At 62.6% G+C, this 24,340-nt stretch carries 25 protein-coding genes and 1 pseudogene; 24 read left to right on the top strand and 2 right to left on the bottom strand.

Translation table 11 applies throughout. From position 1 onward, the window contains the following. Window positions 1–125 precede the first annotated feature (125 nt). Genes V6E02_RS04420 through V6E02_RS04410 form a run of 3 tightly spaced genes read left to right on the top strand, consistent with a single transcriptional unit; the run spans window position 126 to window position 2,449 of the window. Entirely contained in the window at window positions 126–779 is a 654-nt protein-coding gene (locus V6E02_RS04420) for a protein-L-isoaspartate O-methyltransferase family protein (protein WP_347307526.1), read from the top strand. Further along, window positions 779–1,102: a rhodanese-like domain-containing protein gene (locus tag V6E02_RS04415; protein ID WP_347307524.1), complete on the top strand. Its 324-nt coding sequence runs from the start codon at window positions 779–781 to the stop codon at window positions 1,100–1,102. Before V6E02_RS04420 ends, V6E02_RS04415 begins: the two co-directional genes overlap by 1 nt. Before the next feature lie 21 nt (window positions 1,103–1,123). Further along, on the top strand, window positions 1,124–2,449 hold the full coding sequence (locus V6E02_RS04410) for a TolC family outer membrane protein (protein WP_347307522.1): 1,326 nt from the start codon (window positions 1,124–1,126) through the stop codon (window positions 2,447–2,449). Window positions 2,450–2,609: 160 nt separating this feature from the next. Here the strand turns inward: V6E02_RS04410 and waaA are convergent, their stop codons facing one another. Together waaA and waaC are read right to left on the bottom strand one after the other, a co-directional pair. Continuing rightward, window positions 2,610–3,863 (bottom strand): lipid IV(A) 3-deoxy-D-manno-octulosonic acid transferase, encoded by a 1,254-nt coding sequence (waaA, locus tag V6E02_RS04405; protein ID WP_347307520.1) that lies wholly within the window; start codon window positions 3,861–3,863, stop codon window positions 2,610–2,612. Beyond that, window positions 3,864–4,856 (bottom strand): lipopolysaccharide heptosyltransferase I, encoded by a 993-nt coding sequence (gene waaC, locus V6E02_RS04400; RefSeq protein ID WP_347307518.1) that lies wholly within the window; start codon window positions 4,854–4,856, stop codon window positions 3,864–3,866. It abuts the gene before it with no gap. Between the two features lie 327 nt (window positions 4,857–5,183). Here waaC and V6E02_RS04395 point away from each other — a divergent pair, with 327 nt between their 5' ends. The 21 genes and pseudogenes from V6E02_RS04395 (at window position 5,184) to V6E02_RS04295 (ending at window position 23,967) form a co-directional block, all read left to right on the top strand. Then, window positions 5,184–5,942, top strand: a complete 759-nt coding sequence (locus V6E02_RS04395) for a glycosyltransferase family 2 protein (RefSeq protein WP_347307516.1) — start codon at window positions 5,184–5,186, stop codon at window positions 5,940–5,942. Beyond that, the gene (locus tag V6E02_RS04390; protein ID WP_347307514.1) at window positions 5,939–6,946 is read left to right on the top strand and encodes an NAD-dependent epimerase; all 1,008 of its coding nucleotides are present in this window, start codon (window positions 5,939–5,941) and stop codon (window positions 6,944–6,946) included. The genes V6E02_RS04395 and V6E02_RS04390 overlap by 4 nt, the downstream gene beginning before the upstream one ends. A gap of 70 nt (window positions 6,947–7,016) precedes the next feature. After that, on the top strand, window positions 7,017–8,090 hold the full coding sequence (gene rfbB / locus V6E02_RS04385; RefSeq protein ID WP_347307512.1) for a dTDP-glucose 4,6-dehydratase: 1,074 nt from the start codon (window positions 7,017–7,019) through the stop codon (window positions 8,088–8,090). After that, on the top strand, window positions 8,087–8,962 hold the full coding sequence (rfbA, locus tag V6E02_RS04380) for a glucose-1-phosphate thymidylyltransferase RfbA (protein WP_347307510.1): 876 nt from the start codon (window positions 8,087–8,089) through the stop codon (window positions 8,960–8,962). Before rfbB ends, rfbA begins: the two co-directional genes overlap by 4 nt. Window positions 8,963–9,181: 219 nt before the next feature. Next, window positions 9,182–9,547 carry a MarR family EPS-associated transcriptional regulator gene (locus V6E02_RS04375; protein WP_347307508.1) on the top strand — a complete coding sequence of 122 codons (366 nt, stop codon included), beginning with the start codon at window positions 9,182–9,184 and terminating at the stop codon, window positions 9,545–9,547. Window positions 9,548–9,629: 82 nt separating this feature from the next. After that, on the top strand, window positions 9,630–10,766 hold the full coding sequence (gene gmd, locus V6E02_RS04370; RefSeq protein ID WP_347307507.1) for a GDP-mannose 4,6-dehydratase: 1,137 nt from the start codon (window positions 9,630–9,632) through the stop codon (window positions 10,764–10,766). A 23-nt stretch (window positions 10,767–10,789) separates the two neighbouring features. Continuing rightward, the gene (locus V6E02_RS04365) at window positions 10,790–11,914 is read left to right on the top strand and encodes a GDP-L-fucose synthase family protein (RefSeq protein ID WP_347307505.1); all 1,125 of its coding nucleotides are present in this window, start codon (window positions 10,790–10,792) and stop codon (window positions 11,912–11,914) included. Next, window positions 11,911–12,459, top strand: a complete 549-nt coding sequence (locus V6E02_RS04360) for an acyltransferase (RefSeq protein WP_347307503.1) — start codon at window positions 11,911–11,913, stop codon at window positions 12,457–12,459. The genes V6E02_RS04365 and V6E02_RS04360 overlap by 4 nt, the downstream gene beginning before the upstream one ends. Further along, entirely contained in the window at window positions 12,456–13,004 is a 549-nt protein-coding gene (locus V6E02_RS04355; RefSeq protein ID WP_347307501.1) for a class I SAM-dependent methyltransferase, read from the top strand. The genes V6E02_RS04360 and V6E02_RS04355 overlap by 4 nt, the downstream gene beginning before the upstream one ends. Beyond that, the gene (locus tag V6E02_RS04350; RefSeq protein WP_347307499.1) at window positions 12,974–13,702 is read left to right on the top strand and encodes an FkbM family methyltransferase; all 729 of its coding nucleotides are present in this window, start codon (window positions 12,974–12,976) and stop codon (window positions 13,700–13,702) included. Before V6E02_RS04355 ends, V6E02_RS04350 begins: the two co-directional genes overlap by 31 nt. 470 nt (window positions 13,703–14,172) lie before the next feature. Further along, complete coding sequence (locus V6E02_RS04345; protein WP_347307497.1) at window positions 14,173–14,697, top strand: glycosyltransferase family 10 domain-containing protein; 525 nt, start codon at window positions 14,173–14,175, stop codon at window positions 14,695–14,697. A gap of 26 nt (window positions 14,698–14,723) precedes the next feature. Then, a complete protein-coding gene (locus V6E02_RS04340; RefSeq protein WP_347307495.1) occupies window positions 14,724–16,166 on the top strand; it encodes a lipopolysaccharide biosynthesis protein in 1,443 nt (480 codons plus the stop codon). A 5-nt stretch (window positions 16,167–16,171) separates the two neighbouring features. Next, window positions 16,172–17,053 carry an alpha-1,2-fucosyltransferase gene (locus V6E02_RS04335; RefSeq protein ID WP_347307493.1) on the top strand — a complete coding sequence of 294 codons (882 nt, stop codon included), beginning with the start codon at window positions 16,172–16,174 and terminating at the stop codon, window positions 17,051–17,053. Beyond that, on the top strand, window positions 17,050–18,120 hold the full coding sequence (locus V6E02_RS04330; RefSeq protein WP_347307491.1) for a glycosyltransferase family 2 protein: 1,071 nt from the start codon (window positions 17,050–17,052) through the stop codon (window positions 18,118–18,120). The genes V6E02_RS04335 and V6E02_RS04330 overlap by 4 nt, the downstream gene beginning before the upstream one ends. Before the next feature lie 4 nt (window positions 18,121–18,124). Next, complete coding sequence (locus V6E02_RS04325; protein WP_347307489.1) at window positions 18,125–19,048, top strand: glycosyltransferase family 2 protein; 924 nt, start codon at window positions 18,125–18,127, stop codon at window positions 19,046–19,048. A 260-nt stretch (window positions 19,049–19,308) separates the two neighbouring features. Then, the gene (locus V6E02_RS04320) at window positions 19,309–19,719 is read left to right on the top strand and encodes a nucleotidyltransferase substrate binding protein (protein ID WP_347307487.1); all 411 of its coding nucleotides are present in this window, start codon (window positions 19,309–19,311) and stop codon (window positions 19,717–19,719) included. After that, window positions 19,716–20,048, top strand: coding sequence for a nucleotidyltransferase domain-containing protein (locus V6E02_RS04315; protein WP_347307485.1), 333 nt, complete (start codon window positions 19,716–19,718; stop codon window positions 20,046–20,048). Before V6E02_RS04320 ends, V6E02_RS04315 begins: the two co-directional genes overlap by 4 nt. 478 nt (window positions 20,049–20,526) lie before the next feature. After that, window positions 20,527–20,763 carry a type II toxin-antitoxin system Phd/YefM family antitoxin gene (locus tag V6E02_RS04310; protein WP_347307655.1) on the top strand — a complete coding sequence of 79 codons (237 nt, stop codon included), beginning with the start codon at window positions 20,527–20,529 and terminating at the stop codon, window positions 20,761–20,763. Continuing rightward, window positions 20,764–21,150 (top strand): type II toxin-antitoxin system VapC family toxin, encoded by a 387-nt coding sequence (locus V6E02_RS04305; protein ID WP_347307483.1) that lies wholly within the window; start codon window positions 20,764–20,766, stop codon window positions 21,148–21,150. It abuts the gene before it with no gap. Between the two features lie 12 nt (window positions 21,151–21,162). Beyond that, window positions 21,163–22,005, top strand: a pseudogene (locus V6E02_RS12970) (endonuclease domain-containing protein); the annotation flags it as partial. A gap of 93 nt (window positions 22,006–22,098) precedes the next feature. Further along, the gene (locus V6E02_RS04295) at window positions 22,099–23,967 is read left to right on the top strand and encodes an asparagine synthetase B family protein (protein WP_430626770.1); all 1,869 of its coding nucleotides are present in this window, start codon (window positions 22,099–22,101) and stop codon (window positions 23,965–23,967) included. The last annotated feature ends 373 nt before the right edge of the window (window positions 23,968–24,340 follow it).

Genomic DNA, 24,340 nt, shown 5'->3' with positions numbered 1-24,340 from the left:
CCTAATGGATAATCTGGGTTAAAGAGTATTTCTCACTCCCATGCGGGAGACCCCCAGCGAGTCCGCCAAAGGTACGGCATTTGTGGAATAATCGCAAGATTCATAAGGAAAAACACGGAGGCGTCATGGATTTGGAACAGGCCCGGTTCAACATGGTCGAGCAGCAGATCCGCCCGTGGGGCGTGCTGGACGAGACGGTGCTCGGCACACTCTATCGGGTCAAGCGGGAGGAGTACGTGCCGCCCGTCTATCGTAGCCTCGCGTTTTCCGATCTGGAAATTCCTTTGGGTCACGGCCAGACCATGCTGGCACCCAAGCTGGAGGCGCGCCTGCTCCAGGCGCTTGAGCTCAAGCCCACGGACAAGGTGCTGGAAGTGGGGACGGGGAGTGGCTACTTCACCGCGCTGCTTGCGCAGCTTGCCCGCGACGTGGTGAGCGTGGAGATCCTGCCGGAGTTTTCCAGCGAGGCGCGCGCCAAGCTCGCCGCCCACGAGATCCACAACGTCACCTTCGAGGTGGGCGACGCCGCTCGCGGTTGGGCGCGCCATGCGCCCTATGACGCCATCGTGCTCACCGGCTCGACGCCGGTGCTGGCGGAAGCATTCCTCCACAGCTTACGTCCAGGGGGGCGGCTGCTAGCGGTGGTGGGCGAACCGCCGGTGATGACGGCGCGCCGAGTGCGCCTGATCGAACCTGGCGTGTCCGAGAGCGAGGATCTATTCGAAACCTGCATCGCGCCGCTGATCAACGCGCCTCAGCCGGCGCGCTTCGTCTTCTGATGGAACACTTGACGCCCGCGGAGCTTGCCGCCTGGCTGTCCGATCCCAGCCGGCCCAAGCCCCGGCTTGTGGACGTGCGCGAGCCGTGGGAATTCGACATCTGCCATTTGCCGGGCGCCGAGCTTTTTCCTATGCGCCAGCTCCTCGAGCGGCTCGACGCCCTCTCACCCGATCGGGAAACGGTGGTCATCTGCCATCATGGCATCCGCAGCTATCAGGTGGCCCGGGTGCTGGAGCGGCAGGGATTTCGCGCCGTGTATAATCTCACCGGCGGTCTGGCCGCCTGGGCGCGGGATGTGGACGCGTCCATGCCCACCTACTGACTCCACCGCGAAAGGCATTCCATGAAGACGCTTGCGGCGGCGCTGGCCGCCATCGGAATCGTGTCGCCCGCCTTCGGCGCGGATCTTTTGCAGCTCTACCGGGAGGCGCTCAGCCAAGACGCCACCTACCAGGCCGCCCGCGCCGCGCGGGATGCCGGGCGGGAAAAGCTGCCCCAGGGCCGCGCGGGGTTGCTCCCGTCGGTCAATCTCAATGCCAACACCACCTACAACGAGGTGGACACCACCTACCGGGCGTCCATGCCGGGCCTGCTGTCCAGTGGCACCAGCCGTTATAACAGCCATGGCTACAGCGTGAGCATCGCCCAGCCCTTGTATCGCAGGCAGAATTTCGCGGCTTATGAGCAGGCCAAGGCGGCGGTGGCCGCAACCGATGCCCAGTTCGAGCAGGCGGGCCAGGAGCTGGTACTGCGCGTCGCCCAGGCCTATTTCGATGTCTTGCTCGCCCAGGACAACGTGGTGCTCGCCCAGGCGCAAAAGGCTGCCATCGCCGAACAGCTGGCGCAGGCGAAAAGGGCCTTCGAGGTGGGCACTGCCACCATTACCGACACCCACGAGGCCCAGGCCCGCTACGACCTGATCGTGGCCCAGGAGATCGCCGCCCAGAACGACCTGGAAATCAAGCGCCGCGACCTGGAGCGCCTCACGGGCAAACCGGTGGAGCGGGTCGAACCCTTGCGGGGTGAACCACCCCTGGAAGCGCCGCAGCAAGACATGGAAGCTTGGGTCCAGCGCGCCCTTAATCACAACCCCAACCTCATCGCGGCGCGCGCCGCACTCGAGGCCGCCAACCAGCAGGTGGAAGTCGCTCGCGGCGGCCATCATCCGACTCTGGACGTGGTGGCAAGCTATGGCGATAACCGTGTCGGCGGCGGCACCTTCGGCGGCTTCGACCAGACTGCCAAAACCATCGGCCTGCAGCTCGCCATACCCATTTATCAGGGGGGCGGCACCGATTCCCGGGTGCGTGAGGCGCTCGCCCATCAGGAGCAAGCACGGCAAGAACTGGAAGCCGCGGTACGCGCTGTCACCCAGCAGGTCCGCCAGGCCTATCTCAATGTCAGCAACGGCATCGCCCAGGTGAAGGCCCTCAAGCAGGCGCTCGCCTCCAGCCAACTCTCCCTCGAATCCACCCAGCTCGGCTTGGAAGTGGGCGTGCGCACCAGCGTGGACCTGCTCAATGCGCGGCAGCAACTTTTCACCGCCAAGCGCGACCTGGCCCAGGCCACCTATGCCTACATCCTCGCCCGCCTGCGTCTCGAAGCCGCGGTGGGGGACCTTAACGAAGGCGACGTCATCGCCACCAACACCTGGCTCGCCGGCCGCTGACCCGCCGGGCGAGGGTCGCCGGGGTCGCCTACAGAAAGGTTGGGGGCTTGCGGGAGAGGTTTTCGCCTGGATCGACCCGTGGTCCCGCTGCCGGTCGCCACTACAGCGCCTCCCACGGTGTCCAGGCCACATGGCATCGAGCACGGCTGTGGGCGGAGCGTCAGCCGCGACCTTGGCTGGCTTCGATGGCCGCCAGGGTGCGTTCGGTGGCGCCCCGATGCGCTGCGGCGAACTGGCGCCCCGCTTGCCCCATGGCCGCGCGCCGCTTCGGATCGCCCAGTAGCCGGCAGGCGGCGCGCACGGCCTCGCCCGCATCGCCAACGCGCAGTGCCGCGCCGGCGGCCAGGGCATCCTGCGCCGCTTGCGCGAAGTTGAAGGTGTGCGGTCCCAAGATCACCGGCGTGCCCATGGCGCAGGCCTCGATTAGATTCTGGCCGCCATGGGGCAGCAGACTGCCGCCCATGATTGCCACGTCCGCCGCGCCATAGTAGGCGAACATCTCTCCCATGCTGTCCCCCAGCAGCACACGGGTGTGCGAGGCCAGTGGTGCGTCTTCGCTGCGCCGCTGGAAAGGAATGCCCCGCCGCGCCAAGAGCGCGGCCACCTCATCGAAGCGTTGCGGATGGCGGGGCACGATGACCACAAGCAGGTCCGGCACGGCGCAGAGGGCGAGCGCGTCGAGCAGTTGCGCTTCTTCGCCCTCGCGGGTGCTGGCGGCCAGAAGCACCGGGCGCCCCCCCAGGCGTTGCCGCAGCGCGCAAGCGTGTCGTTCGGCCTCGGCAGGCGGGGTGATGTCGAACTTGAGGTTGCCTGTCACCACCACGTGTTTTGCGCCCAAGGCTTTAAGCCGCGCGGCGTCGGCTTCAGTCTGGGCGGCCACGCCGGTGAGGGCGGCGAAGGTGGCGCGGCTGAGTGGGCCGAAACGCTGGTAGCGCCGCGCGGAACGTTCGGAAAGCCGCGCATTGACGAGCCACACCGGCACGCCCGCCTTCCGGCAGGCTGCCACGAGATTGGGCCAGACCTCGGTTTCCATGATTAGCGCCAGTCGCGGCCGGACATGGCGCAGGAAAGCGCGGATTGCAAACGGATAATCATAGGGGCAGTAGGCCTGCAGCACGGTATCGCCGTAGAGTTGACGGCCCGTTGCACGCCCCGTGGGGGTCATATGGGTGAGCAGGATCGAGTGGTCCGGATGGCATCGTCGTAGGGCCTGGATGAGCGGGGCGGCGGCGCGGGTCTCGCCCACGGAGACGGCGTGGATCCAGATCACGGGTCGGTCCGGCGCGCCGGGATGATGCCCGAAACGCTCCAGCAGGTGCGCGAGATAAGCAGGTTCGCGCCGCGCGCGCCAGGCCAGACGCAACAGCACCCCGGGCAGCAGCGCATAGAGAAGCAGGGTATAGAGGCGCCGCATTCAGACTGTTCCCCGCCCCAGCCACGTGTCCACCACCGCGAGCACTTCGCTCACCTGGGCAAAACGTCCCGGCACACCCAGATTGGCCACGGGCGTGGTGGCATACAGGCCATTGCGGCGCGGATCGGAGCCGCCGTAGAGGCCGATGGTGGGCGTGCCCACGGCGGTGGCCAAATGTGCCAGTCCCGTATCCACGCCCACCACCAGGCGGGCGTGGGCGAGCAGGGCGGCGGCCTCGGTCAGGGTCAGGCGCGGAGCGGGGATCGTCCCCGGGAGCTGGTCCGCTATCCGGCGCGCGCGTTCGTATTCAGCAAGACTACCCCAGGGCAGCACGAGGCCGAAGCCCCGGCTCACGAGCGCGTGCCCCAGGGCGACCCAATGGGCTTCCGGCCAGAGTTTTTCCCTGCGGCTGGTGGCGGTGAGTAGCACCCCGTAGGGCGCCTCGGGCGCGAAGCTTGGAGCCTGCGCCGGGCGCGGCAGCCCGTAGTCCAGGGGCAAGTCGGCGGGCAAGGCAAAAGCTGCGGCCGCAAGCGCGCGGTAGCGCACCACCGCGTGCGCCTGGGCATCGACGCTGTGGCAACGGTCGTAGAAGCGGGCCGCCAGCGGCTCGCGCGCGCAATCGGCACAGTAGCCCACGTGCGCGCCTTGGGCGAGCCGCGCAAGCAGTGCGCTCTTGATGAGGCCCTGGGTGTCCAGAATCACATCGTAGGCGTGCGCCCACACGCGTCGCCGAAAGGCAGCCATCTCGCGCCACACCGCGGGCCGCAAAAGCTGCCTGCGCCAGCGACGCAGGGCCACGGGGATCACCCTCTCGACTCCAGGATTGAGGCGCGGGATGTCGGCGAAGGCTTCCTCCACCAGCCAATCGATACGCGCATATGGATAGCGCGCGCGAATGTCCGCCACCACTGGCAGATTGTGGATCACGTCGCCCATCGACGAAGTCTTGACCAAAAGCACCCGCATGGGGGCGACAGCGTACACGCAAACCATGGGCCGCGCATATAGAATGGCGGGGTATTACGCCTTGCAAGCCGCGATTGGCCGAGCCAGGACTGCCTTTGCGCGCAGACAGGAAAGACGCACGGGGAGGAGGCTGACGGCATGTCTTGCTCATTTTGCGCGCAAGCAGGAATCGAGGCTGGCGCGGCCATGGGCGGGGTCGATGCCGGATTGTGGCTCGCGGCTGGGCTTATCGGAATGGCCAAAGACCTCATACCCACGAACGCGACCTCGAGGGCGTGCGCCAGGGCCGCTCCTACGATGACGGTTTACGCACAGCGTTTCACGCACTTTTGTCAATCGCGATAATCTTCGATCATGACCCGCCATCCCTTGTCCGTTACCATCATCGCCCGCGACGCCGCGGGGCAGATCGGTCCCTGCCTCGACTCGGTGGCCTTCGCCGACGAAATCCTGGTGGTGGACTCGGGCAGCCGCGATGCGACCCCCGAGCTTGCCGCCGCGCGGGGCGCGCGGGTGCTTCACCAGGCGTGGCTCGGCTACGGCCCGCAGAAGCAGTTTGCCGCGCAAGCAGCGACCCATGACTGGGTATTGTCCATCGACGCCGATGAGCGGGTGACGCCGCAACTCATGACGGCCATCGAAAAGGCCCTGGTGGCGCCCACTGCCGCCGGGTTCGAAATGGCGCGGCGCAACCGTTTCCTGGGGCGCTGGCTCGCTCATGGGGAAGGCTATCCGGATTGGTCGTTGCGCCTGTTCGATCGCAGGCGCGCGCGCTGGAGCGAGGATGCGGTGCATGAGAAGGTAATCTGCGACGGGCCCGTGTCGCGGCTTGCGGGCGATTTGCTGCACGAATCCTGCGAGACACTTGCGGGCTATCTGGAAAAGCAGAACCACTACACCAGCCTGCAGGCCGAGGCGCTCTACCAGGCAGGGCGGCGCGCCACCTGGGGATTGCTGCTGGCAAGCCCGCTTATGCGCTTCGTAAAGTTTTATCTCTTACGTGCTGGCTTTCTCGACGGGCTGCCCGGCCTGGTGCACATCGGCATCGGGTGCATGAACAGCTTCGTCAAATACGCGAAACTTTTGGAACTGCAAGGAAAGGGTAAGCCTTGAGAATCCTGGTCACCGGCTGCGCCGGTTTCATCGGCATGCACACTGCGCAACGCTTGGTCGCGCGCGGCGACGAAGTGGTGGGCGTGGACAACCTCAACGACTACTACGACGTGAAACTGAAAGTGGACCGGCTGCGGCAACTGGAGGGCAAGCGTGGCTTTGCCTTCGCCGAGCTGGACCTGGCCGACCGCTTAGCCTGCGCAGAACTGTTCGCCAAGGGGCGCTTTCAGCGGGTGGTGCATCTGGCCGCCCAACCTGGTGTGCGCTATTCCCTCAAGAATCCCCAAGCCTACATCGACTCCAATCTGGTGGCCTTCGGCAACGTGCTGGAAGGCTGCCGCCAGCAGGGCGTGGAGCACCTGGTCTATGCCAGCAGCTCCTCGGTGTACGGTGCGAACCGCAAGATGCCCTTCTCCGAGCACGACAACGTGGACCATCCGGTGAGTCTTTATGCCGCCACCAAGAAAGCCAACGAACTCATGGCCCACACCTATAGCCACCTGTTCGGCTTGCCCACCACGGGCTTGCGCTTCTTCACCGTCTATGGTCCCTGGGGCCGGCCGGACATGTCGCCTTCCCTGTTCGTGGGGGCCATCCTGCGTGGCGAACCCATCCAAGTGTTCAACGAAGGCAAAATGCGGCGTGACTTTACCTATATCGACGACATCATCGAAGGCGTGGTGCGCGTGCTCGACAAGATTCCAGAAGGGCAGCCGGATTTCGACCATGCCCATCCCGATCCGGCCGCCAGCCACGCGCCCTATCGCATCTACAACATCGGCAACCACGAGCCGGTGGAGCTCATGAGTTTCATCGAAACCATCGAACGTGCGGTGGGGCGCAAGGCCGAGAAAATCTTCTTGCCCATGCAACCGGGCGATGTGGAAGCGACCTATGCCGATACCACCCTGCTGCGGGAAGCAGTGGGGTTTGCGCCCGCCACCCCGCTGGCGGCGGGTATCGACCAGTTCGTCACCTGGTACCGGGCTTATTACAGGCTTTAGCCGAGACGAGTGATGGGCTTGTGGGTGCCCCGGGGTATGATTTGTAGCCGAATCTAAAGGCAGACCTGCCATGACCTCTTCCATCCTCGTCACCGGCGGCGCCGGTTTCATCGGCGCCAACTTTGTGCTCGAGTGGCTCGCCCGCCACGACGAGCCAGTGGTCAACCTGGACAAGCTCACCTATGCGGGAAACCTGGACAATCTCGCAGCGGTGGCCAACGATGCTCGCCACATTTTTGTGCGCGGCGACATCAACGATCGCGCCCTGGTGGAACGCCTGCTCGCCGAGCACCAGGTGCGCGCCATTGTGCATTTCGCAGCGGAATCCCACGTGGACCGTTCCATCCACGGCCCGGAGGATTTCATCACCACCAACGTCAACGGCACCTTCCACTTGCTGGAAGCCGCGCGGGCCTATCTTGCCGCGTGCCCGCAGGCGCAGCGCGCGCGTTTCCGTTTCGTGCACGTTTCCACCGATGAAGTCTATGGCTCCCTCGGGCCCACGGACCCACCGTTTTCCGAGACCACCTGTTTTGCCCCCAATAGTCCCTATTCGGCGTCAAAGGCGGCTTCCGACCACCTGGCGCGGGCCTGGCATCACACCTATGGGCTCCCCGTCATCATCACCCATTGCTCCAACAACTACGGCCCCTACCAGTTTCCCGAAAAACTCATCCCCTTGATGATCCTCAACGCCCTGTCGGGCAGACCGCTGCCCATCTACGGCGATGGACGCAACATCCGCGACTGGCTCTACGTCACTGACCACTGCCGCGCCCTGATGCGCGTGCTGGAGGCGGGGCGGCCCGGCGAGACCTACAACATCGGCGGCTGGAACGAAAAGACCAATCTGGACGTGGTGCACGCCCTGTGCGCCATCCTGGATCGCCTAAGACCAGAGGGCGCGCCCCACGCGCGGTTGATCCGTTTCGTCGCGGACCGCCCTGGGCACGACCGCCGCTACGCCATCGATGCACGCAAGATGCAGCGGGAGCTGGGTTGGCAGCCGGATGAGAGTTTCGACAGCGGGCTGAGCAAAACGGTGGAGTGGTATCTCGCCCATCAAGACTGGGTGGCGCGCATCACCAGCGGCGCTTACCGTCAGTGGGTGGAAAAACATTACGGCACACAGGTTGCATCATGAAGGGCATCATCCTCGCCGGCGGCGCTGGCACGCGGCTATATCCGGTCACCCTGGCGGTGTCCAAGCAGCTGTTGCCGGTGTACGACAAGCCCATGATCTACTACCCCTTGAGCACCCTGATGCTGGCGGGCATCCGCGACATGCTTGTCATCTCCACGCCCCAGGATACGCCCCGCTTCCGCCAGCTCCTGGGCGACGGGAGTCAATGGGGGCTCAACTTCTCTTACGCCGTGCAACCGCAGCCCGAAGGCATCGCCCAGGCCTTTCTCATCGGCGCCACCTTCATCGGCTGTGGTGGCTGTGCCCTGGTGCTGGGAGACAACATCTTCTACGGCCACGAGCTCGCCCGGGACCTGCAGCGGGCAGCGGCCAAGACCACGGGCGCCACCGTGTTCGCCTACCCGGTCCATGACCCGGAACGCTACGGTGTGGTGGAATTCGGCCCTGACCGCAAGGTTCTCTCCATCGAAGAAAAGCCCCAGCAACCCCGCTCCCGCTATGCCATCACGGGGCTTTATTTCTACGACAACCAGGTCATCGACATCGCGCGCGGGCTCAAACCGTCTGCGCGGGGCGAACTGGAGATCACCGACGTCAACCGCGAATACCTGGCGCGGGGGCAGCTCGAAGTCTCCATCATGGGCCGCGGCATGGCCTGGCTGGATACCGGCACCCACGAAACCTTGCTCGAGGCCTCAGCCTTCATCGAAACCATTGAACGCCGGCAGGGACTGAAAATTGCCTGCCCCGAAGAGGTCGCCTGGCGCATGGGCTACATCGACACGGAGCAACTCCTGCGCCTGGCCGCCCGCCTGGGCAACAGCCGCTATGGCGCCTACCTGCGAGCTCTAAGCGAGGAGCGGGTGTACTGAGCAGCGTCCACGGGGCGAAGCTCGGTATCGCGCCGGCTCAAGCCGCCACGGGGCCAGCTTTGGGGCCAATTTGTGGAGCGGCCTGAGCCGCGATCGGAATCGATGTGGGAGCGGCTTGAGCCGCAATCGGGACGAGCCACCTTCTCTCGGGAAGCGGGGCCAGAATGACCCCGCTTCCATTGACACCCCTTTCCATGCCGTGGTCCAATACCCCGTTCAATGAGTGAACGGACCATGCTGGATACCGCCACGCGCTACCGGCTGCTCAAACTGCTCGAGGCCAACCCCGAAGCCTCCCAGCGTGCGCTGGCGCGGGAGCTGGGGGTAAGCCTGGGCAAGGTCAACTACTGCCTGCGCGCGCTCATGGACAAAGGCTGGGTCAAGGCGCGCAACTTCCGCAATAGCGACAACAAGCTCGCCTACCTCTACGTGCTCACCCCCAAAGGTGCGGCGGAAAAGGCGCGGCTGACGGTTGAATATCTGCGCATCAAGCTTGCCGAGGCGGAAGCGCTAGAGCGGGAAATCGCCGCCCTGCGGGCGGAAGCCGCGCGGCTTCAAAAGGGCAAACCCGAGACATGTTCTTGAGACCGGAAAACTTCGCCTTGCTGACACTCATCGCTGGTGCCTGTGGCTGGCCAAGCGACGATCCCGACGACAAGGACTCCGCATGAACGAGCGAGCCTCCCTGAAAAAAGCCCTCATCACGGGCATCACCGGCCAGGACGGCGCCTATCTGGCCGAGTTTCTGCTCGGCAAGGGCTATGAAGTGCATGGCATCAAGCGCCGCACCAGCCTCTTCAACACCCAGCGCATCGACCACCTCTACCGCGACCCCCACGAGCCCGGCGTGCGCTTCTTCCTGCACCACGGTGACATGACCGATTCCTCCAGCCTCATGCACATCATCGAGAAAGTGCAGCCGGACGAAATCTACAACCTCGCCGCGCAAAGCCATGTGGCCGTCTCCTTCGAGGAACCGGAATACACCGCCAACGCCGATGCCCTGGGCACCCTGCGCATCCTGGAAGCCATCCGCACCCTGGGCCTCAAAGACAAAACGCGCTTTTATCAAGCCTCCACTTCCGAGCTGTTCGGCAAGGTGCGCGAAATTCCCCAGAAAGAAACCACGCCCTTCTATCCCCGCAGTCCCTACGCGGCCGCCAAGCTCTACGCCTACTGGATCACCATCAACTATCGCGAGGCCTATGGGCTCTATGCCTGCAACGGCATCCTGTTCAATCACGAAAGCCCCATCCGCGGTGAGACCTTCGTCACCCGTAAGATCACCCGGGGCTTAGCCCGCATCAAGCTGGGCCTTCAGGACTGCCTCTATCTTGGCAACCTGGATGCCAAGCGCGACTGGGGCCATGCGCGCGACTACGTCGAAGCCATGTGGTTGATGCTACAGCAACCCGAGCCGGACGATTTCGTCATCGCCACCGGCAGCCAATACAGCGTGCGGGACTTCGTCAACGCGGTGGCCCACGAGCTGGGCATGGAACTGGAATGGCGCGGCAGCGGGCGCGAAGAAAAGGCCTACTGGCTCAATCCCCCTCCTCCCTCTGGGAGAGGGGCTGGGGGTGAGGGTCAGCCCATCGTCGCGGTCGATCCTCGCTACTTCCGCCCCGCCGAGGTCGAAACCCTGTTGGGCGATGCCAGCAAGGCGCGGGAGAGGCTGGGTTGGCGGCCACGTGTGCCATTCGACCAACTGGTCAAAGAAATGGCGCAGGCCGACCTGAAAGAAGCCCAGCGAGAGCAGCTCATGCGTGCTCATGGACACGCTGTGTCGAACCGCCTGGAGTGAAGGTCGTGCAGCACGAACCCTGCATGCCCCTTGATGCCAGAATTTATGTGGCCGGCCACCGCGGCCTTGTCGGCTCCGCCCTTATGCGCCGACTCGCCGCGCAAGGCTACACAAGCCTGCTCACTCGCAGCCACGCCGAGCTCGACCTCACCGACCAGGCCGCCGTGCGCGCCTTCTTCGAAGCCGAGCGCCCGGACTACGTGTTCCTCGCTGCCGCCAAGGTGGGCGGCATCCTCGCCAACGACACCTACCCGGCAGAGTTCATCCACCAGAACCTGGCGATTCAGACCAACGTCATCCACGAGGCCTGGCGGGCGGGGGTCAAGCGCCTGCTTTTTCTCGGCTCCTCCTGCATCTACCCCCGCGACTGCCCCCAGCCCATCAAGGAAGAATACCTCCTCACCGGCCCGCTCGAGCCCACCAATCGCCCCTATGCGGTGGCCAAGATCGCCGGCATCGAAATGTGCTGGGCCTACAACCGCCAGTACGGCACGCGCTTTCTCGCCGTCATGCCCACCAACCTCTACGGCCCCGGCGACAACTACGACCTTGCCACCTCCCACGTCATCCCCGCGATGCTGCGCAAGTTCCACCTGGCCAAACTGGCCATGGAAAAAAACTGGGCCGCCATCGAGGCGGACGAACGCCACCACGGCCCCATCCCGGCGGACATCAAGCGCGACCTCTACGCCACCTGTTGCGAAGGCCAGCCGCCGCGCGTCGTCCTCTGGGGCACGGGCACCCCGCGCCGAGAATTCCTGTACAGCGACGACCTGGCCGATGCCTGCCTCTTTCTCATGAACCTGCCAGATGCCCAATTCGACGCGCTTCTCAACCCCTCTCCCACCGGGAGAGGGGCCGGGGGTGAGGGCGCATCCCCTCTCCCTCCGGGAGAGGGGTCGGGGGTGAGGGCTCAACACCCCCCGCTCATCAACATCGGCGTCGGCCACGACCTCACCATTCGTGAGCTCGCCGAAACCATCGCCCAAGTGGTGGGCTACAAGGGCGAGATCGTCTTCGACGCCACGAAGCCCGATGGCACGCCGAGGAAGGTGTTGGATGTGTCGCGCCTATTTTCACTTGGGTGGCAGCCGACCGTTCCGTTGCTGCAAGGCCTCGAACAAGCCTTGGAGGGTCTCACAGGATGACGGCGGCAAAACTGTTCTCGTATGCACGTGCGCTGCTCAGCGAAGCGTTCTTGCGTTTATACATGCCGTATTTACGTTGCAGGTTGGGACATCTCGGTCCGGGCGCAGGGATTTATGGACGCTGCAAGATCTCTTTCCCGCAGCATGTGCATATCGGTGCGAATACCTCCATAGGGCCAGGATGTTTTCTTCAAGCTTCGTCGCAAGGACATATCATCATCGGCGAGCGCTGCGCCATCGCAGCTTTCACGCGCATCATTACCCCCACCCACGACCCGGCGGTGCTACCGGTGGCGGCGGTCGGCATTAACCGGACTGTGGAAATTGGTGACGATGTCTGGATTGGAACGGGCGCCATGATCCTTCCCGGTGTTAGGATCGGCAGCCGCAGCATCGTGGCGGCGGGGGCGGTGGTGACGAAGGATGTACCGGAAGACGTCATGGTCGCTGGTGTGCCCGCGCGTGTCGTAAAAACCTTGTTGCCCGCCGAGCTGCGGTTCGAAAACGGGCGCCGCGCCATCTTGCAGAAAAGGAAAGCCTCATGAAACTCCACCTTGGCTGCGGCAAGCGGCACATTCCCGGCTTCGTCCATATCGACGCCATCGACTATCCCCATGTGGATCACGTGGCGACGATCGACAACCTTTCCTTCATTGCCGATAACAGTGTCGATCTCATCTACAACTGCCATGTGCTGGAGCATTTCAAGCGCCGTGACGTGGGGCGCGTGTTGCGGGAGTGGCACCGCGTGCTCAAGCCAGGTGGCATGCTGCGTATTTCCGTCCCCGATTTCGCGAAACTCTGCGAGGTCTATCAACGCTACGGCAAACTCGATCTGGTGATCGGCGCGCTCTTTGGGCGGCAGGATTATCTATACAACATCCACTACAACGTCTTCGACTTTGACACCCTGGCCCAAGAACTCACGGCAGCCGGATTCGTCGATGTGCGCCGCTATGACTGGCGCGAAACGGAACATGCGGCTATCGATGACTATTCCCAGGCGTACATCCCGCATATGGACAAGGAAAATGGGATTCTAATTAGCCTGAATGTCGAGTGCGAAAAACCACTGCACATCGGATGTTGAAAACAAGGGCCATCCTGGAACGAGCCAAGTGGCTTTACGGACTGTATGTTCGTCGAGACCCATTTTTACAAGAGGTTCGCCGTTGGTTCAGGGACAAGGGTGACCAAACGCTACGTTTGCACTACCCCTTGACTTCAGACAGCATCGTTGTCGACGTGGGGGGCTACGTCGGCGATTTCGCAGAGGCTATTTACACCAAATATCGATGTAGAGTTCTGGTTTTTGAGCCGGTGGCGGAGTATTGGCAGCGCTGTGTCGCCCGCTTCGCCCAGAACCCCAGGATCGAAGTATTCAACTATGGTCTTGGTTCCAAAGATGCAAGTCTGCCGCTAGAGATCAAAGGGGATGGGTCCTCTTTCGTAGAAGACCATTCGACGGCCCAGAGCCACGCTCTCGCCTCATTGAGACGGGCGGATACCACGCTAGAAGCGCTCGGGATAAAACACGTGGATTTGATGAAAATCAATATCGAAGGCGGGGAATACGATCTGCTGGAGTTGCTGATAGAGACCGGATGGCTAACCCGCATTCGCTTTTTGCAGATACAGTTCCACAACTTCGTGCCCGGCGCAACCGAACGAAGGCAAGTAATTCGATCCAAACTCGCTCAGAGCCATACCGAGATGTGGACCTACGAGTTCGTGTGGGAGAGTTGGCAGCGTCGTGGCTACCCCGGGTCCTCAGGCAACCTATCATGATGAAGGCTTTGTTCGTTCACAGCGGAACTAAGCCGGCGAGAGGTATTTTCGAGCGGGATGGTGCCCCAAATGGCCTCACCGCAGCATGGTGTGAGCTTCGAACCGCGTTTAAGGATGCCGGGTGTCAGTTGGTTACAGAGGATGAGTGGGACGGTGACCTGCCGAATTTTGAGCTACACCTCGACGCTCGAGCCCAGAAAAGTGAGGCCCCGTCATTCTGTATCCTTACCGAATGCGATTTAGTCTACCCGAACAATCGGTCTGCCCGACTCCTTGACAGATACGCACACCTCTTTACGTGGGATCCCACGCTGGTGGAATCGGGGCGAGCGACGAAGATTCAGCTCGGTCACCCTCTTGGCCCGGGAGTGGTAGATGGTTACGGAGACAGGCCACTGCTCGTTGTTTTGATCAACGCTAACAAGGCCCTCCCCGTTTGGCGTCCAAAGCAGGACCTCTACCGGGAAAGAGTGCGTGCCATCCGCTGGTTCGAGCGCCATGCACCTCAGGATTTTGCGCTCTATGGGTACGGCTGGGACAAGTTACCGCGCTTGCCGACGCGCTTGGGTGGCCTCGTTCATCGTATTGAAGGCGCGCTGCCTTTGCGCCCGCGATGGTTTCCCTCCTGGCGTGGTGTGGCGGCGAGCAAGCACGAGGTGTTGCGGCGGGCGCGCTTTTCCATCTGTTATGAAAATGTCGGCGGGTTGCGTGGCTACATCACCGAGAAAATCTTTGATGCCTTTTGTGCAGGCAACGTGCCCGTCTATTGGGGAGCAGAAGACATTGCCGACTACGTGCCAGAAACGTGTTTCATCGACCGCAGGCGGTTCCGTTCCTATGACGATCTTCACGCCTACCTCGTGTCCATGCCGGAAGACACATTCTTTGGCTACCAGAAGGCAATTCGAGATTTTCTCGCCTCGCCCAAGGCGCAACGCTTTTCGACTCGCACCTTCGCCGAGACCATTGTGGCCGGAGTGTTGAGCAGACTTTGAGCCCACCCATGGACAAAAGGCGTGACTTGATCCTCGTCGCCGGAGGACGGGCATCGAATGCCTTGCTGACGTTGGTCACGCTCTACGCGCTCACACGCCTGCTGCCGCCGGGTGAATATGCAGTATTGGCGTTGGTCACTGCCTTTCAGGCGTTCGCTGGCCTGATCGTAGTTAATCCTGCCGGGCTGTGGTTTCAACGCCATCTACACGAGTGGCATGACGCAGGCAGCTTGCCGAGCAGACGCCGTGGACTCGACGAGATACAACGATTCGCCGCGCTGGTAACCGCCAGTCTGGTGGTACTGTGGGGCGGCTTCGTACATTCGATGACGTGGGAAACGACTGTCTTTTTCGGTGCCCTCGTCGCTGCAATAATTTATTTTCAGACGGACGCAACCGTCTCCTCGAATGTGTTTAACGCGCTCGGCAGCCGGAGCTCCGCCGTGTTGTGGCAACTCGCGTTAAGCGCCTTGGGTTTGATCTTATCGGCGGGGCTGACTTTGCAATGGCGCAATGCCGTGGCGTGGCTGGCCGGTCAAGCGCTGGCTGCGGTGCTGGTGAGTCTGGTTTCGCGTGCCACGCTGCGACGTGTCGTGGGTCAACCGACGCCTTCCACCCCTCATGGTGAGCACTCGTTTTTGCGTGAGCGAGGGTATTGGCGTTTTGCTCTCCCCTTGGCAGCACTCACCAGCCTGATGTGGCTCTACGGTAACGGCTACCGGTTCATTCTCGAGCGTGCTTGGGATGCAACGGCATTGGGGATATTTTTGCTGGCACTCTCGGTTCCTGCCCAGATGACTGCGGTACTGGAATCCATCGTGATGCAGTATGCGTACCCGTTTTATTTTCGCCGTATCGCGGGCCAAGTCGATGAATCAACCAAGGCGGAGGCCACGGCGGCCATGACCAACGCCCTTCTTCCGCTGTATTGGGCCTGGGGCGCCTTTCTCTGTGTAGCGACGCCCCAGGTGATTTTTTTGATCACGGCGCCAAGCTATCATGGTGCCGCGCAGTGGGCGATCTATGGCGCATTGCTGGAAGTTGCCCGGTTGACGGGCAACGCCTGGAATCTTACTGCACAGGCAAGAAAAGACTTCCGCCCGCTGGTTTTGCCTCATGCAGTGGGTGCTGTGGGCAGTCTCATCACGGCGTTGGTCGTGTGGCACACCGGCGCTTCGGCGCAGGTGTTTGCCGCTGGGTTGCTGCTTGCCGCACTCGTCCAGAGTGCGCTCATGGTGATTCGGTCGCGAAACATGCTGCCGCTATGGTTTTCCAGAAGACGCGCGGGGATAGCAGGCTTGGTCCTTTTTTTGGGCCTCATGCTCGGCTTCCTGTGGCGCGCGGATCACGGCCCCTTGGTTTCGATCCTCATCATTGCCGTGGCCGGTGTGCTGTTTAGCCTAGTGGCTTATGTGCATCTGCGCACGGCGCGGTTTTTCCACAGCTTGGCTGAGCAGCGGCTGGCTTGAAGCGTATGGTGATCGTTCGTCTTTGTGGTGGGCTCGGTAACCAGATGTTCCAGTATGTGGCGGGCTACGCCCTCGCTCGGCTGCACGGCAGCGCGCTGCGCTTCGATACGAGCTGGTTCGAGACGAACCGCTTGCATAATGGTTTGGAGCTTGACCGGGTGTTTGGCCTGACGTTAGCGGAGGCAACCGCGTCGGACAAGCGCAGAATTCTCGGCTGGGCAGCACAACGGGTCGTTTACCGGGTGCTGGCCCGGAAATACCTGAAGCCCCTTCGCCCCCGCAGCATGGTCATGGAACCGCATTTTCACTATTGGCCAGGCTTTGCCGACTTGCCTGATGACGTTTATCTGGATGGTTACTGGCAAAGCGAGCGCTATTTTGCGTCTGTCGCGCCGGAGCTGCGCGAGCGCTTTCGTTTTGCCTTGCCGCTCGATCCGCGCAGTGCCGATCTCGTGGAGGCCATGGCGCAGCAAGAGAGTGTTTCCATTCATGTGCGACGAGGCGATTTCGTGTCTGACCCGAGCGTGAACCAGGTGCACGGCGTGGATCTTTCGGGTTATTACCGTGCAGCGATTGCCGCCATCCGCGAGCGAGTCCGCCAGCCGATTTTCTATGTGTTTTCCGACGAGCCGCAGTGGGTCCGCCAGCATCTCGAGATACCCGCGCAGTCGGTCATCGTCGATCATAATCGCGGTGAGGATAGCTACCGAGACATGCAATTGATGAGCGCCTGCCGTCATCACATTCTCGCCAACTCTTCATTCAGCTGGTGGGCGGCGTGGTTGAATCCGAGGGAGGACAAAATCGTGATCGCGCCTCGCCAGTGGTTCGCCGTCGCTGACCTTGACACGCGCGATCTTTATTGCCAGGGATGGATCGTCTTGTGAGCGCCGTGACCTCGAGCCCATCTCCCCTGGTGTCGGTGTTGATGCCGGTATACAACGCCGCTCGATTTGTCGCCGATGCCATCGAGTCGATCCTCGCACAAACTTTTCGGGACTTCGAGTTCATCATCATCGACGATGGCTCGACCGATGGCAGTTTGTCGGTATTGAAGCGCTACGCGGCAAACGACCCCCGCATTCGCCTGATCAGTCGGGAGAACCGTGGCTTGGTGGCCACTCTCAACGAAGGCATCGAAAAAGCCCGCGGCGAATGGATTGCGCGCATGGATGGGGATGACGTTGCCCTGCCGAACCGCTTGAGCCTTCAGCTAAAACACCTCGCGGAGACAGGCGCGGATTTTTGCGGTGGCGCGGTGCAATGCTTTGGCGGCTGGCGCGCGCTCTGGCGCTATCCCGTAAGCCATGAGGCCTGCGCTGTACGCCTGCTGTTTGATGTGCCCTTCGCCCACCCGGCGGTGATGGGGCGGCGCAGTGCGCTCTCGTCTCTACGCTATCGACAGGACTTCAACCGGGCCCAGGACTATGATCTTTGGCAACGTGCTTGGGCGCAAGGGTATCGGCTGACGAATGTTGAGGAGATCGTCCTACGCTATCGCGTGCATGAAAATCAGGTTTCCGCGCGCCATACCGGTGATCAGCGCGACCGTGCGGACCTCGTGCGCCAGCGACACTGGAAAGCCTTGTTGCCGGAATATACAGACGAGCACGTAAACGTACTCCTTACGGCCATTCGCGAAGGTAGCGGAGCAACGTCGCTCCTTGTTCCGGCGTTCGAAAGGCTTTTGCGGCAGTACGAAGGGGAAGCCCGTGAGGTGCTCTTGTTCGACGCCTACCGGATGTTTTGCCGGATGGCAGGGAACGACAAAGCGGCGGTGAGGAACTGGCTGCACCTTGCGTCGGCGGCAAGGGAAGGGATCGGACGAGTCGAAGTTTACAGGCGGGCGACGGTTTTGCTACTGATTTCGATGTTTCAAATTCGGAGCACAGCTTCAGGCTATCAGACCCTTCGCTCATTGCGCCACCGCCTGGCATCATTGCTTGAACGATAGAGGTATGATTTCCGTCGTCATTCCGCTTTATAACAAGGAAAAGCACATCGCCAAAACGATCGACAGCGTTTTGGCGCAGACAAGGCCTCCGGCCGAAGTGATCGTGATCAATGATGGCTCTACGGACCGCGGTGCTGAGATCGTCCGGTCCTACGCAAAACCGGTACGCTTGATTGAGCAAGCCAATTACGGGGTGAGCGCGGCCAGGAATTTGGGTTTACGGGAGGCGCGCCATGAGCATGTCGCTTTTCTCGATGCCGATGATTGGTGGGAAACGAGTCACTTGGAAAGGTTGGAGGACCTGATCCAACGCTTCCCTGATGCAGGACTTTACAGTACGGCCCACCTTATTTTTCGAGAGGGCCGTTACTACCGGCCCCGTGGTGGTTTTTCTGACGGCTGGGTGGGGATGGTGGATGAATTTTTTACGCAATATGCGCGAGGACTCTCTTTGGTTAATTCCATTACAGCGTGCGTCAAAAAGAGCGCCGCTCTTGCGGCAGGCGGTTTTCCCGATGGGGTCAAACGAGGCGAGGACATCATCTTGTGGTGCAAACTCGCTTTGCGCTTTCCGGTTGCCCATGCGGAAATTCCTACTGCGGTCTACAACCAAGCGGCAATGAATCGTACCGACAAGCTTCGGGAGACGGAGCCGCCGGGTTCATTAGTGTTTCTAGGTGAATTGCTGGAATCTGGGGGCGTGGATGAGCGGACGCGCAAAGGGGTAGCGATGCTGTTCGACCGCATCGCATTGTTTACAGCGGCTGGCTTTGCACTCAATCAGGATGCAGCAGGTATCGATGCGATCTGTCGTATTGCGCGCTCGGTTCGACGATACAGGGTCGTTGGCGGCGTGACGGCGCTGCGCGCAGTGCCGGTGTCATGGCTTCGCTTGGCTCGGCACCTGCGGCATCGGCGGCAAAATTAGCGATGTGCGGTCTGACTGGTTTCTGGACCCCTGAACGGCTGACCGAACCGCTCGACGCTGCTGCGCGCCGGATGGGGGACCCGCTGGTCCACCGAGGCCCGGATGACGCCGGGGTGTGGGTGGACGAAAGAGGAGAGCCCTCACCCCCAACCCCTCTCCCAGGGGGAGAGGGGAGTGGCCGTCACCCCCGGCCGCTCTCCCAAGGGGAGAGGGTGGACAAGGAAACCCTTCGCGTTGTTTCAACCTAAAGGGGAAATTTCATGCTGAACCCTGACGTGCGCTGGAAGCAACGCTTCGAGAATTTCCAAAGAGCTCTGCAGCAACTCGCGGCTGCCGTGGAGTTGCGCAAGACGCGCCCCTTGTCGGATCTGGAACAGCAGGGGCTGGTCCAGGCCTTTGAATTCACGCATGAGCTCGGCTGGAACGTTTTGAAAGATTATCTGGAGATGGAGGGCATCCAGGGTTTGGTGGGTTCCCGCAGCACTGTACGCGAGGCCTTCAAGCGCGGCCTGATCGAGGATGGCGAGGCGTGGATGGATATGATCGAGAAACGCCACCTCTCCAGCCATACCTATAACCTCAAGATCGCAGAAATCGTGGTTTCAGGGGTTGTCGAACGCTACTATCCAGCCTTCCTGGCATTGCAAAAGCGCCTGGAACGGGACCTATGACTGCGGGCTTGTTTGGTCTTTCGCGCGAGACGATCGAGGTTATTCGCCGGATTCTGGCTACCGAACCTGCGGTCGAGAGGGCAGTTATTTTTGGCTCCCGTGCGAAGGGCACACAGCGGCCCGGCTCCGATATCGACCTCGTGCTTTTTGGCAAGGGCCTCGATCTAGATGCCCTCGGCAGACTGGCTGCCCGTTTGGATGAGTCTTCGATTCCGTATCAGGTGGATCTGTGCCTGTTCGACATGATCGACCACGATGATCTTCGTGCGCACATTGCACGCGTGGGGAAGGTATTTTATGAGCGTGGAGCGAATCGGTGTGCGGACTGACCGGTTTTTGGACTCCTGAACGGCTGACCGAGCCGCTCGACGTGGTCGCGCGCCGGATGGCGGACACGCTCGTCCACCGAGGCCCGGATGATGCTGGAGTGTGGGTGGCCGAAAGAGGAGAGCCCTCACCCCCAACCCCTCTCCCAGTGGGCGAGGGGAGTGGCCCTCACCCCGAGCCCCTCTCCCAGGGGGCGAGGGGAGTGGCCCTCACCCCCGTCCCCTCTCCCAGGGGGAGAGGGGAGTGGCCGTCACCCCCGGGCGCTTTCCCAGGGGGAGAGGGGAGTGGCCGTCGCCTCCTCCCCCGCCCCTGTCTCGAAGGGAGAGGGCGATCACCCTTGGCCCTTCCCGGTTTCCCCCGCGAGGGCAGCCCTTATTCTTCCCCCTTGTGCAATGCGCTCCCCCTTGCCGGAACTTCCCGCTAAGTGCCCACTATCCATATGGATGGTAAACTAAACTTAGCTTAGGTCAGGAGGCTATGATGCAAGTCGTCAACGTTCATGAGGCGAAAACCCATCTTTCGCGTCTGCTGGAGCAGGTGGCAGGCGGCGAGGAAATCATCATTGCCAAGGCGGGAAAGGCGATGGCCCGACTTGTGCCGCTGGAGGCTGCACCGAAAAAGCGTCGCCTGGGGCGACTCAAAGGCAGGCTGAACGTGCCCGATGATTTCGACATGCCCCTGGCGGAGGACCATCTTGCTTTGTTCGAAGGGCGCTGAGTGGTCGTTCTGCTGGACACGCACATCCTGCTTTGGGCGTTGGATGCGCCTCAGCGCTTGCCCAACGATGTGGTCACCCAGCTCGAATCGCCGGAGAACACCGTTTATTTCAGCGCGGTGAGCATTTGGGAGATCGCCATTAAGAACGCGCTGGGGAAAATCCAGCTTCCGTACGGGCCAGAAGAGATTGCGAAAGCCGCGAAAGACACCGGGTTTCTCGAACTCGCCATCAGCGCCGCGCATTGCGCCAAGGTCGCCCATTTGGCGCCACACCACCGCGATCCATTCGACCGTTTGCTGATTGCTCAGACCTTGCTGCTGCCCGCGCAACTCGTCACCGCTGACGCGGCACTGGCGCCGTATTCAGAACTGGTGCGGCTCATCTGAGCCTGAAGCATCATGTGTGGCCTCACCGGTTTTTGGACCCCTGAACGGCTGACCGAGCCGCTCGACGTTGTTGCACGCCGGATGGCGGACACGCTCGTCCACCGCGGCCCGGATGACGCCGGGGTGTGGGTGGACGAAGCAGTCGGTTTGGCGCTCGCTCACCGGCGGCTGGCGATCCTCGATCTTTCCCCCGCCGGGCATCAGCCGATGGTCTCAGGGAGCGGTCGGTATGTGATCGCCTTCAATGGCGAGATTTATAACCATCTCGAGCTGAGGCGAGCCCTCACCCCCAGCCCCTCTCCCAGGGGGAGAGGGGAGTGGCCCTCACCCCCGGCCCCTCTCCCATGGGGAGAGGGGAGTGGCCCTCACCCCCGACCCCTCTCCCAGGGGGAGAGGGGCGTGGCCCTCACCCCCGTCCCCTCTCCCAGTGGGCGAGGGGAGTGGCCCTCACCCCCAGCCCCTCTCCCGGAGGGAGAGGGGCATCCAGGTTTCCCCTCTCCCGCAAGCGGGAGAGGGGCTAGGGGTGAGGGCAACCCTGTTCCGAAGGAACTCCGCGGGTTCGCCCGTCAGCTTCGGCGCGACGCGACCGATGCGGAGCGTCTCATGTGGTTCCTGCTTCGTGATCGTCGCCTGGCAGGCCGGAAGTTTCGCCGCCAGCACCCCGTGCCACCCTATGTGCTCGACTTCTACTGCGCGGAACTCAATCTGGCCATTGAATTGGATGGGGGGCAGCATGTGGCCCAGGCTGAACGCGATGCACGGCGGGATGCGTACCTAGCTGAGCAGGGCATACGGGTACTGCGCTTTTGGAACCATGAGGTGCTCGCGCAGACCGAGGCGGTGTTGGAGAGGATTTGGGAGGTGGTGGCGCCCTCACCCCCGGCCCCTCTCCCATGGGGAGAGGGGAGTGGCCCTCACCCCCGACCCCTCTCCCAGGGGGAGAGGGGCGTGGCGTGGCGCGGACATTCGGATACCGAGACATTGCTCGCCTGTTTCGAGGCGTGGGGGATCGAGCGGACCCTCCAGCGTGCCGTGGGCATGTTCGCCATCGCCCTGTGGGACCGTGAAACGCGCACGCTCACCCTCGCGCGCGACCGCCTGGGCGAGAAGCCGCTTTATTACGGCTGGCTGCGCGGGGCGCTGGTGTTCGGCTCGGAACTGAAGGCGCTGCGTGCGTTTCCGGGCTTCGATAACGAAATCGACCGCGGCGCGTTGGCGCTCTTCTTGCGCCATAACTATGTCCCCGCGCCGTGGAGTATTTATCGCAATATCTGGAAGCTGCCGCCAGGGTGTTACGTGCAGTTTGGCGGGCGGCCCTCACCCCCCGCCCCTCTCCCGGAGGGAGAGGGGAGTGGCCCTCACCCCCAGCCCCTCTCCCGGAGGGAGAGGGGTGTTGCCCTCACCCCCCGCCCCTCTCCCAGGGGGAGAGGGGAGTGGCCCTCACCCCCGGCCCCTCTCCCATGGGGAGAGGGGTGCGCCCTCACCCCCGGCCCCTCTCCCGCAAGCGGGAGAGGGGAGGTGCGCGCCTACTGGCGCGTGGCGGATGCGGTGGAAGCGGGTTTCGATGCGCCGTTTGCCGGCAGTGATGCCGAGGCCATAGCGGAACTGGACCGGCTGTTGCGTGAGGCGATTGCCGGGCAGATGGTGGCGGATGTGCCGCTGGGTGCCTTTCTTTCCGGCGGGATCGATTCCACCACCGTGGTCGCCCTCATGCAGGCGCAATCGAGCCGGCCGGTGAAGACCTTCACCATCGGCTTTCACGAGGGCGACTACAACGAAGCCGAGCACGCCCATGCGGTGGCGCGCCATCTGGGGACCGACCACACCGAGCTCTACGTCACACCGAAGCAGGCGTTGGATGTCATTCCCCGGCTGCCGGCGCTCTATGACGAGCCCTTCGCCGATTCGTCGCAGATTCCCACCTTTCTCGTCGCGCAACTGGCGCGTGAACATGTGACGGTGAGCCTCTCCGGCGACGGGGGCGATGAGCTCTTCGGAGGCTACAACCGGTATTTTTGGACGCGGGCTTTGTGGCGCCGGCTCGGTCTATTGCCCGTGCCGCTGCGGCGCGCGCTGGCAGCGGCGCTCACGCTGCCCTCGCCCCAGGCCTGGAGCCGACTGTTTGCCGTGCTCAAACCCGTGCTCCCGCCCGCCCTGCGGGTAAAACTCGCTGGCGACAAGATGCATAAGCTCGCCGAGCTGGTGGGGCTCGATTCCCTGGAAGCGGTGTACCGTTACCTTGTCTCTCACTGGAAGCATCCGGCCGAGGAACTGGTGATCGGTGCCACCGAGCCGGAGACGATTCTCTCGCGCCGGGACGAGTGGCCGGCAAGCCTCGCCGATGGGCGGCGTTCGTTCGAAGAGGTGATGATGTTCCTCGACCAGCTCACCTACCTGCCCGATGACATTCTGGTCAAGGTGGACCGCGCCGCCATGGGGGTGAGCCTGGAAACCCGCGTGCCGCTTCTGGATCACCGCGTGGTGGAATTTTCCTGGCGGCTGCCCTTGCACCTGAAAATCCGCAATAGTCAGTCCAAATGGCTGCTTAGGCAGGTGCTCTATCGATACGTCCCCCGAGAATTGATGGAACGGCCCAAAATGGGCTTCGGCGTGCCGCTCGACCAGTGGCTGCGCGGGCCGCTGCGGGAGTGGGCGGAGGATTTGTTGTCGGAGGACCGGCTCAAACGCGAAGGCTTTCTGCATCCTGCGCCCATCCGCGAAAAATGGGCGGAACACCTCTCGGGCCGGCGTAACTGGGCGTATTACCTGTGGGATGTGTTGATGTGGGAGGCGTGGTTTGCTCATCGGCATGTCTAATGACGAAAGGGTGCGGCAACGACGCCCCAACCGTCATTCCGGACGCGGCTTGCCGCGAGCCGGACTCCAGCAAGCGGCGCTGGCTATGATGACCACCGCCTGGATTCCCGCTTTCGCGGGAATGACGAAACCGTGCGGCAACGACGCCCCAACCGTCATTCCGGGCGCGGCTTGCCGCGAGCCGGACTCCAGGAAGCGGCGATAGCTATGACCACGCCGGCCTGGATTCCCGCTTTCGCGGGAATGACGAAACCGTGAGGCAACGACGCCCAGCCGTCATTCCGGGCGCGGCTTGCCGCGACCCGGAATCCAGGAAGCGGCGATAGCTATGACCACGCTGGCCTGGATTCCCGCTTTCGCGGAATGACGAAAC

It is taken from the genome of Thiobacter sp. AK1 (assembly GCF_039822265.1).
In the GTDB taxonomy this organism is placed as follows: domain Bacteria; phylum Pseudomonadota; class Gammaproteobacteria; order Burkholderiales; family Thiobacteraceae; genus Thiobacter; species Thiobacter aerophilum.
This window is presented reverse-complemented; position numbering and strand designations above follow the sequence as displayed.

What these genes read in the sequence shown, in the direction of transcription:
- V6E02_RS04365 (WP_347307505.1), top strand. Translation starts at nt 10,790, where the DNA reads ATGCCCCTTGATGCCAGAATTTATGTGGCCGGCCACCGCGGCCTTGTC.
- waaA (WP_347307520.1), bottom strand. Translation starts at nt 3,863, where the DNA reads ATGCGGCGCCTCTATACCCTGCTTCTCTATGCGCTGCTGCCCGGGGTG.
- V6E02_RS04360 (WP_347307503.1), top strand. Translation starts at nt 11,911, where the DNA reads ATGACGGCGGCAAAACTGTTCTCGTATGCACGTGCGCTGCTCAGCGAA.
- rfbA (WP_347307510.1), top strand. Translation starts at nt 8,087, where the DNA reads ATGAAGGGCATCATCCTCGCCGGCGGCGCTGGCACGCGGCTATATCCG.
- V6E02_RS04325 (WP_347307489.1), top strand. Translation starts at nt 18,125, where the DNA reads ATGATTTCCGTCGTCATTCCGCTTTATAACAAGGAAAAGCACATCGCC.
- V6E02_RS04355 (WP_347307501.1), top strand. Translation starts at nt 12,456, where the DNA reads ATGAAACTCCACCTTGGCTGCGGCAAGCGGCACATTCCCGGCTTCGTC.
- V6E02_RS04410 (WP_347307522.1), top strand. Translation starts at nt 1,124, where the DNA reads ATGAAGACGCTTGCGGCGGCGCTGGCCGCCATCGGAATCGTGTCGCCC.
- V6E02_RS04415 (WP_347307524.1), top strand. Translation starts at nt 779, where the DNA reads ATGGAACACTTGACGCCCGCGGAGCTTGCCGCCTGGCTGTCCGATCCC.
- rfbB (WP_347307512.1), top strand. Translation starts at nt 7,017, where the DNA reads ATGACCTCTTCCATCCTCGTCACCGGCGGCGCCGGTTTCATCGGCGCC.
- V6E02_RS04420 (WP_347307526.1), top strand. Translation starts at nt 126, where the DNA reads ATGGATTTGGAACAGGCCCGGTTCAACATGGTCGAGCAGCAGATCCGC.
- gmd (WP_347307507.1), top strand. Translation starts at nt 9,630, where the DNA reads ATGAACGAGCGAGCCTCCCTGAAAAAAGCCCTCATCACGGGCATCACC.
- V6E02_RS04395 (WP_347307516.1), top strand. Translation starts at nt 5,184, where the DNA reads ATGACCCGCCATCCCTTGTCCGTTACCATCATCGCCCGCGACGCCGCG.
- V6E02_RS04335 (WP_347307493.1), top strand. Translation starts at nt 16,172, where the DNA reads ATGGTGATCGTTCGTCTTTGTGGTGGGCTCGGTAACCAGATGTTCCAG.
- V6E02_RS04315 (WP_347307485.1), top strand. Translation starts at nt 19,716, where the DNA reads ATGACTGCGGGCTTGTTTGGTCTTTCGCGCGAGACGATCGAGGTTATT.
- V6E02_RS04375 (WP_347307508.1), top strand. Translation starts at nt 9,182, where the DNA reads ATGAGTGAACGGACCATGCTGGATACCGCCACGCGCTACCGGCTGCTC.
- waaC (WP_347307518.1), bottom strand. Translation starts at nt 4,856, where the DNA reads ATGGTTTGCGTGTACGCTGTCGCCCCCATGCGGGTGCTTTTGGTCAAG.
- V6E02_RS04320 (WP_347307487.1), top strand. Translation starts at nt 19,309, where the DNA reads ATGCTGAACCCTGACGTGCGCTGGAAGCAACGCTTCGAGAATTTCCAA.
- V6E02_RS04310 (WP_347307655.1), top strand. Translation starts at nt 20,527, where the DNA reads ATGCAAGTCGTCAACGTTCATGAGGCGAAAACCCATCTTTCGCGTCTG.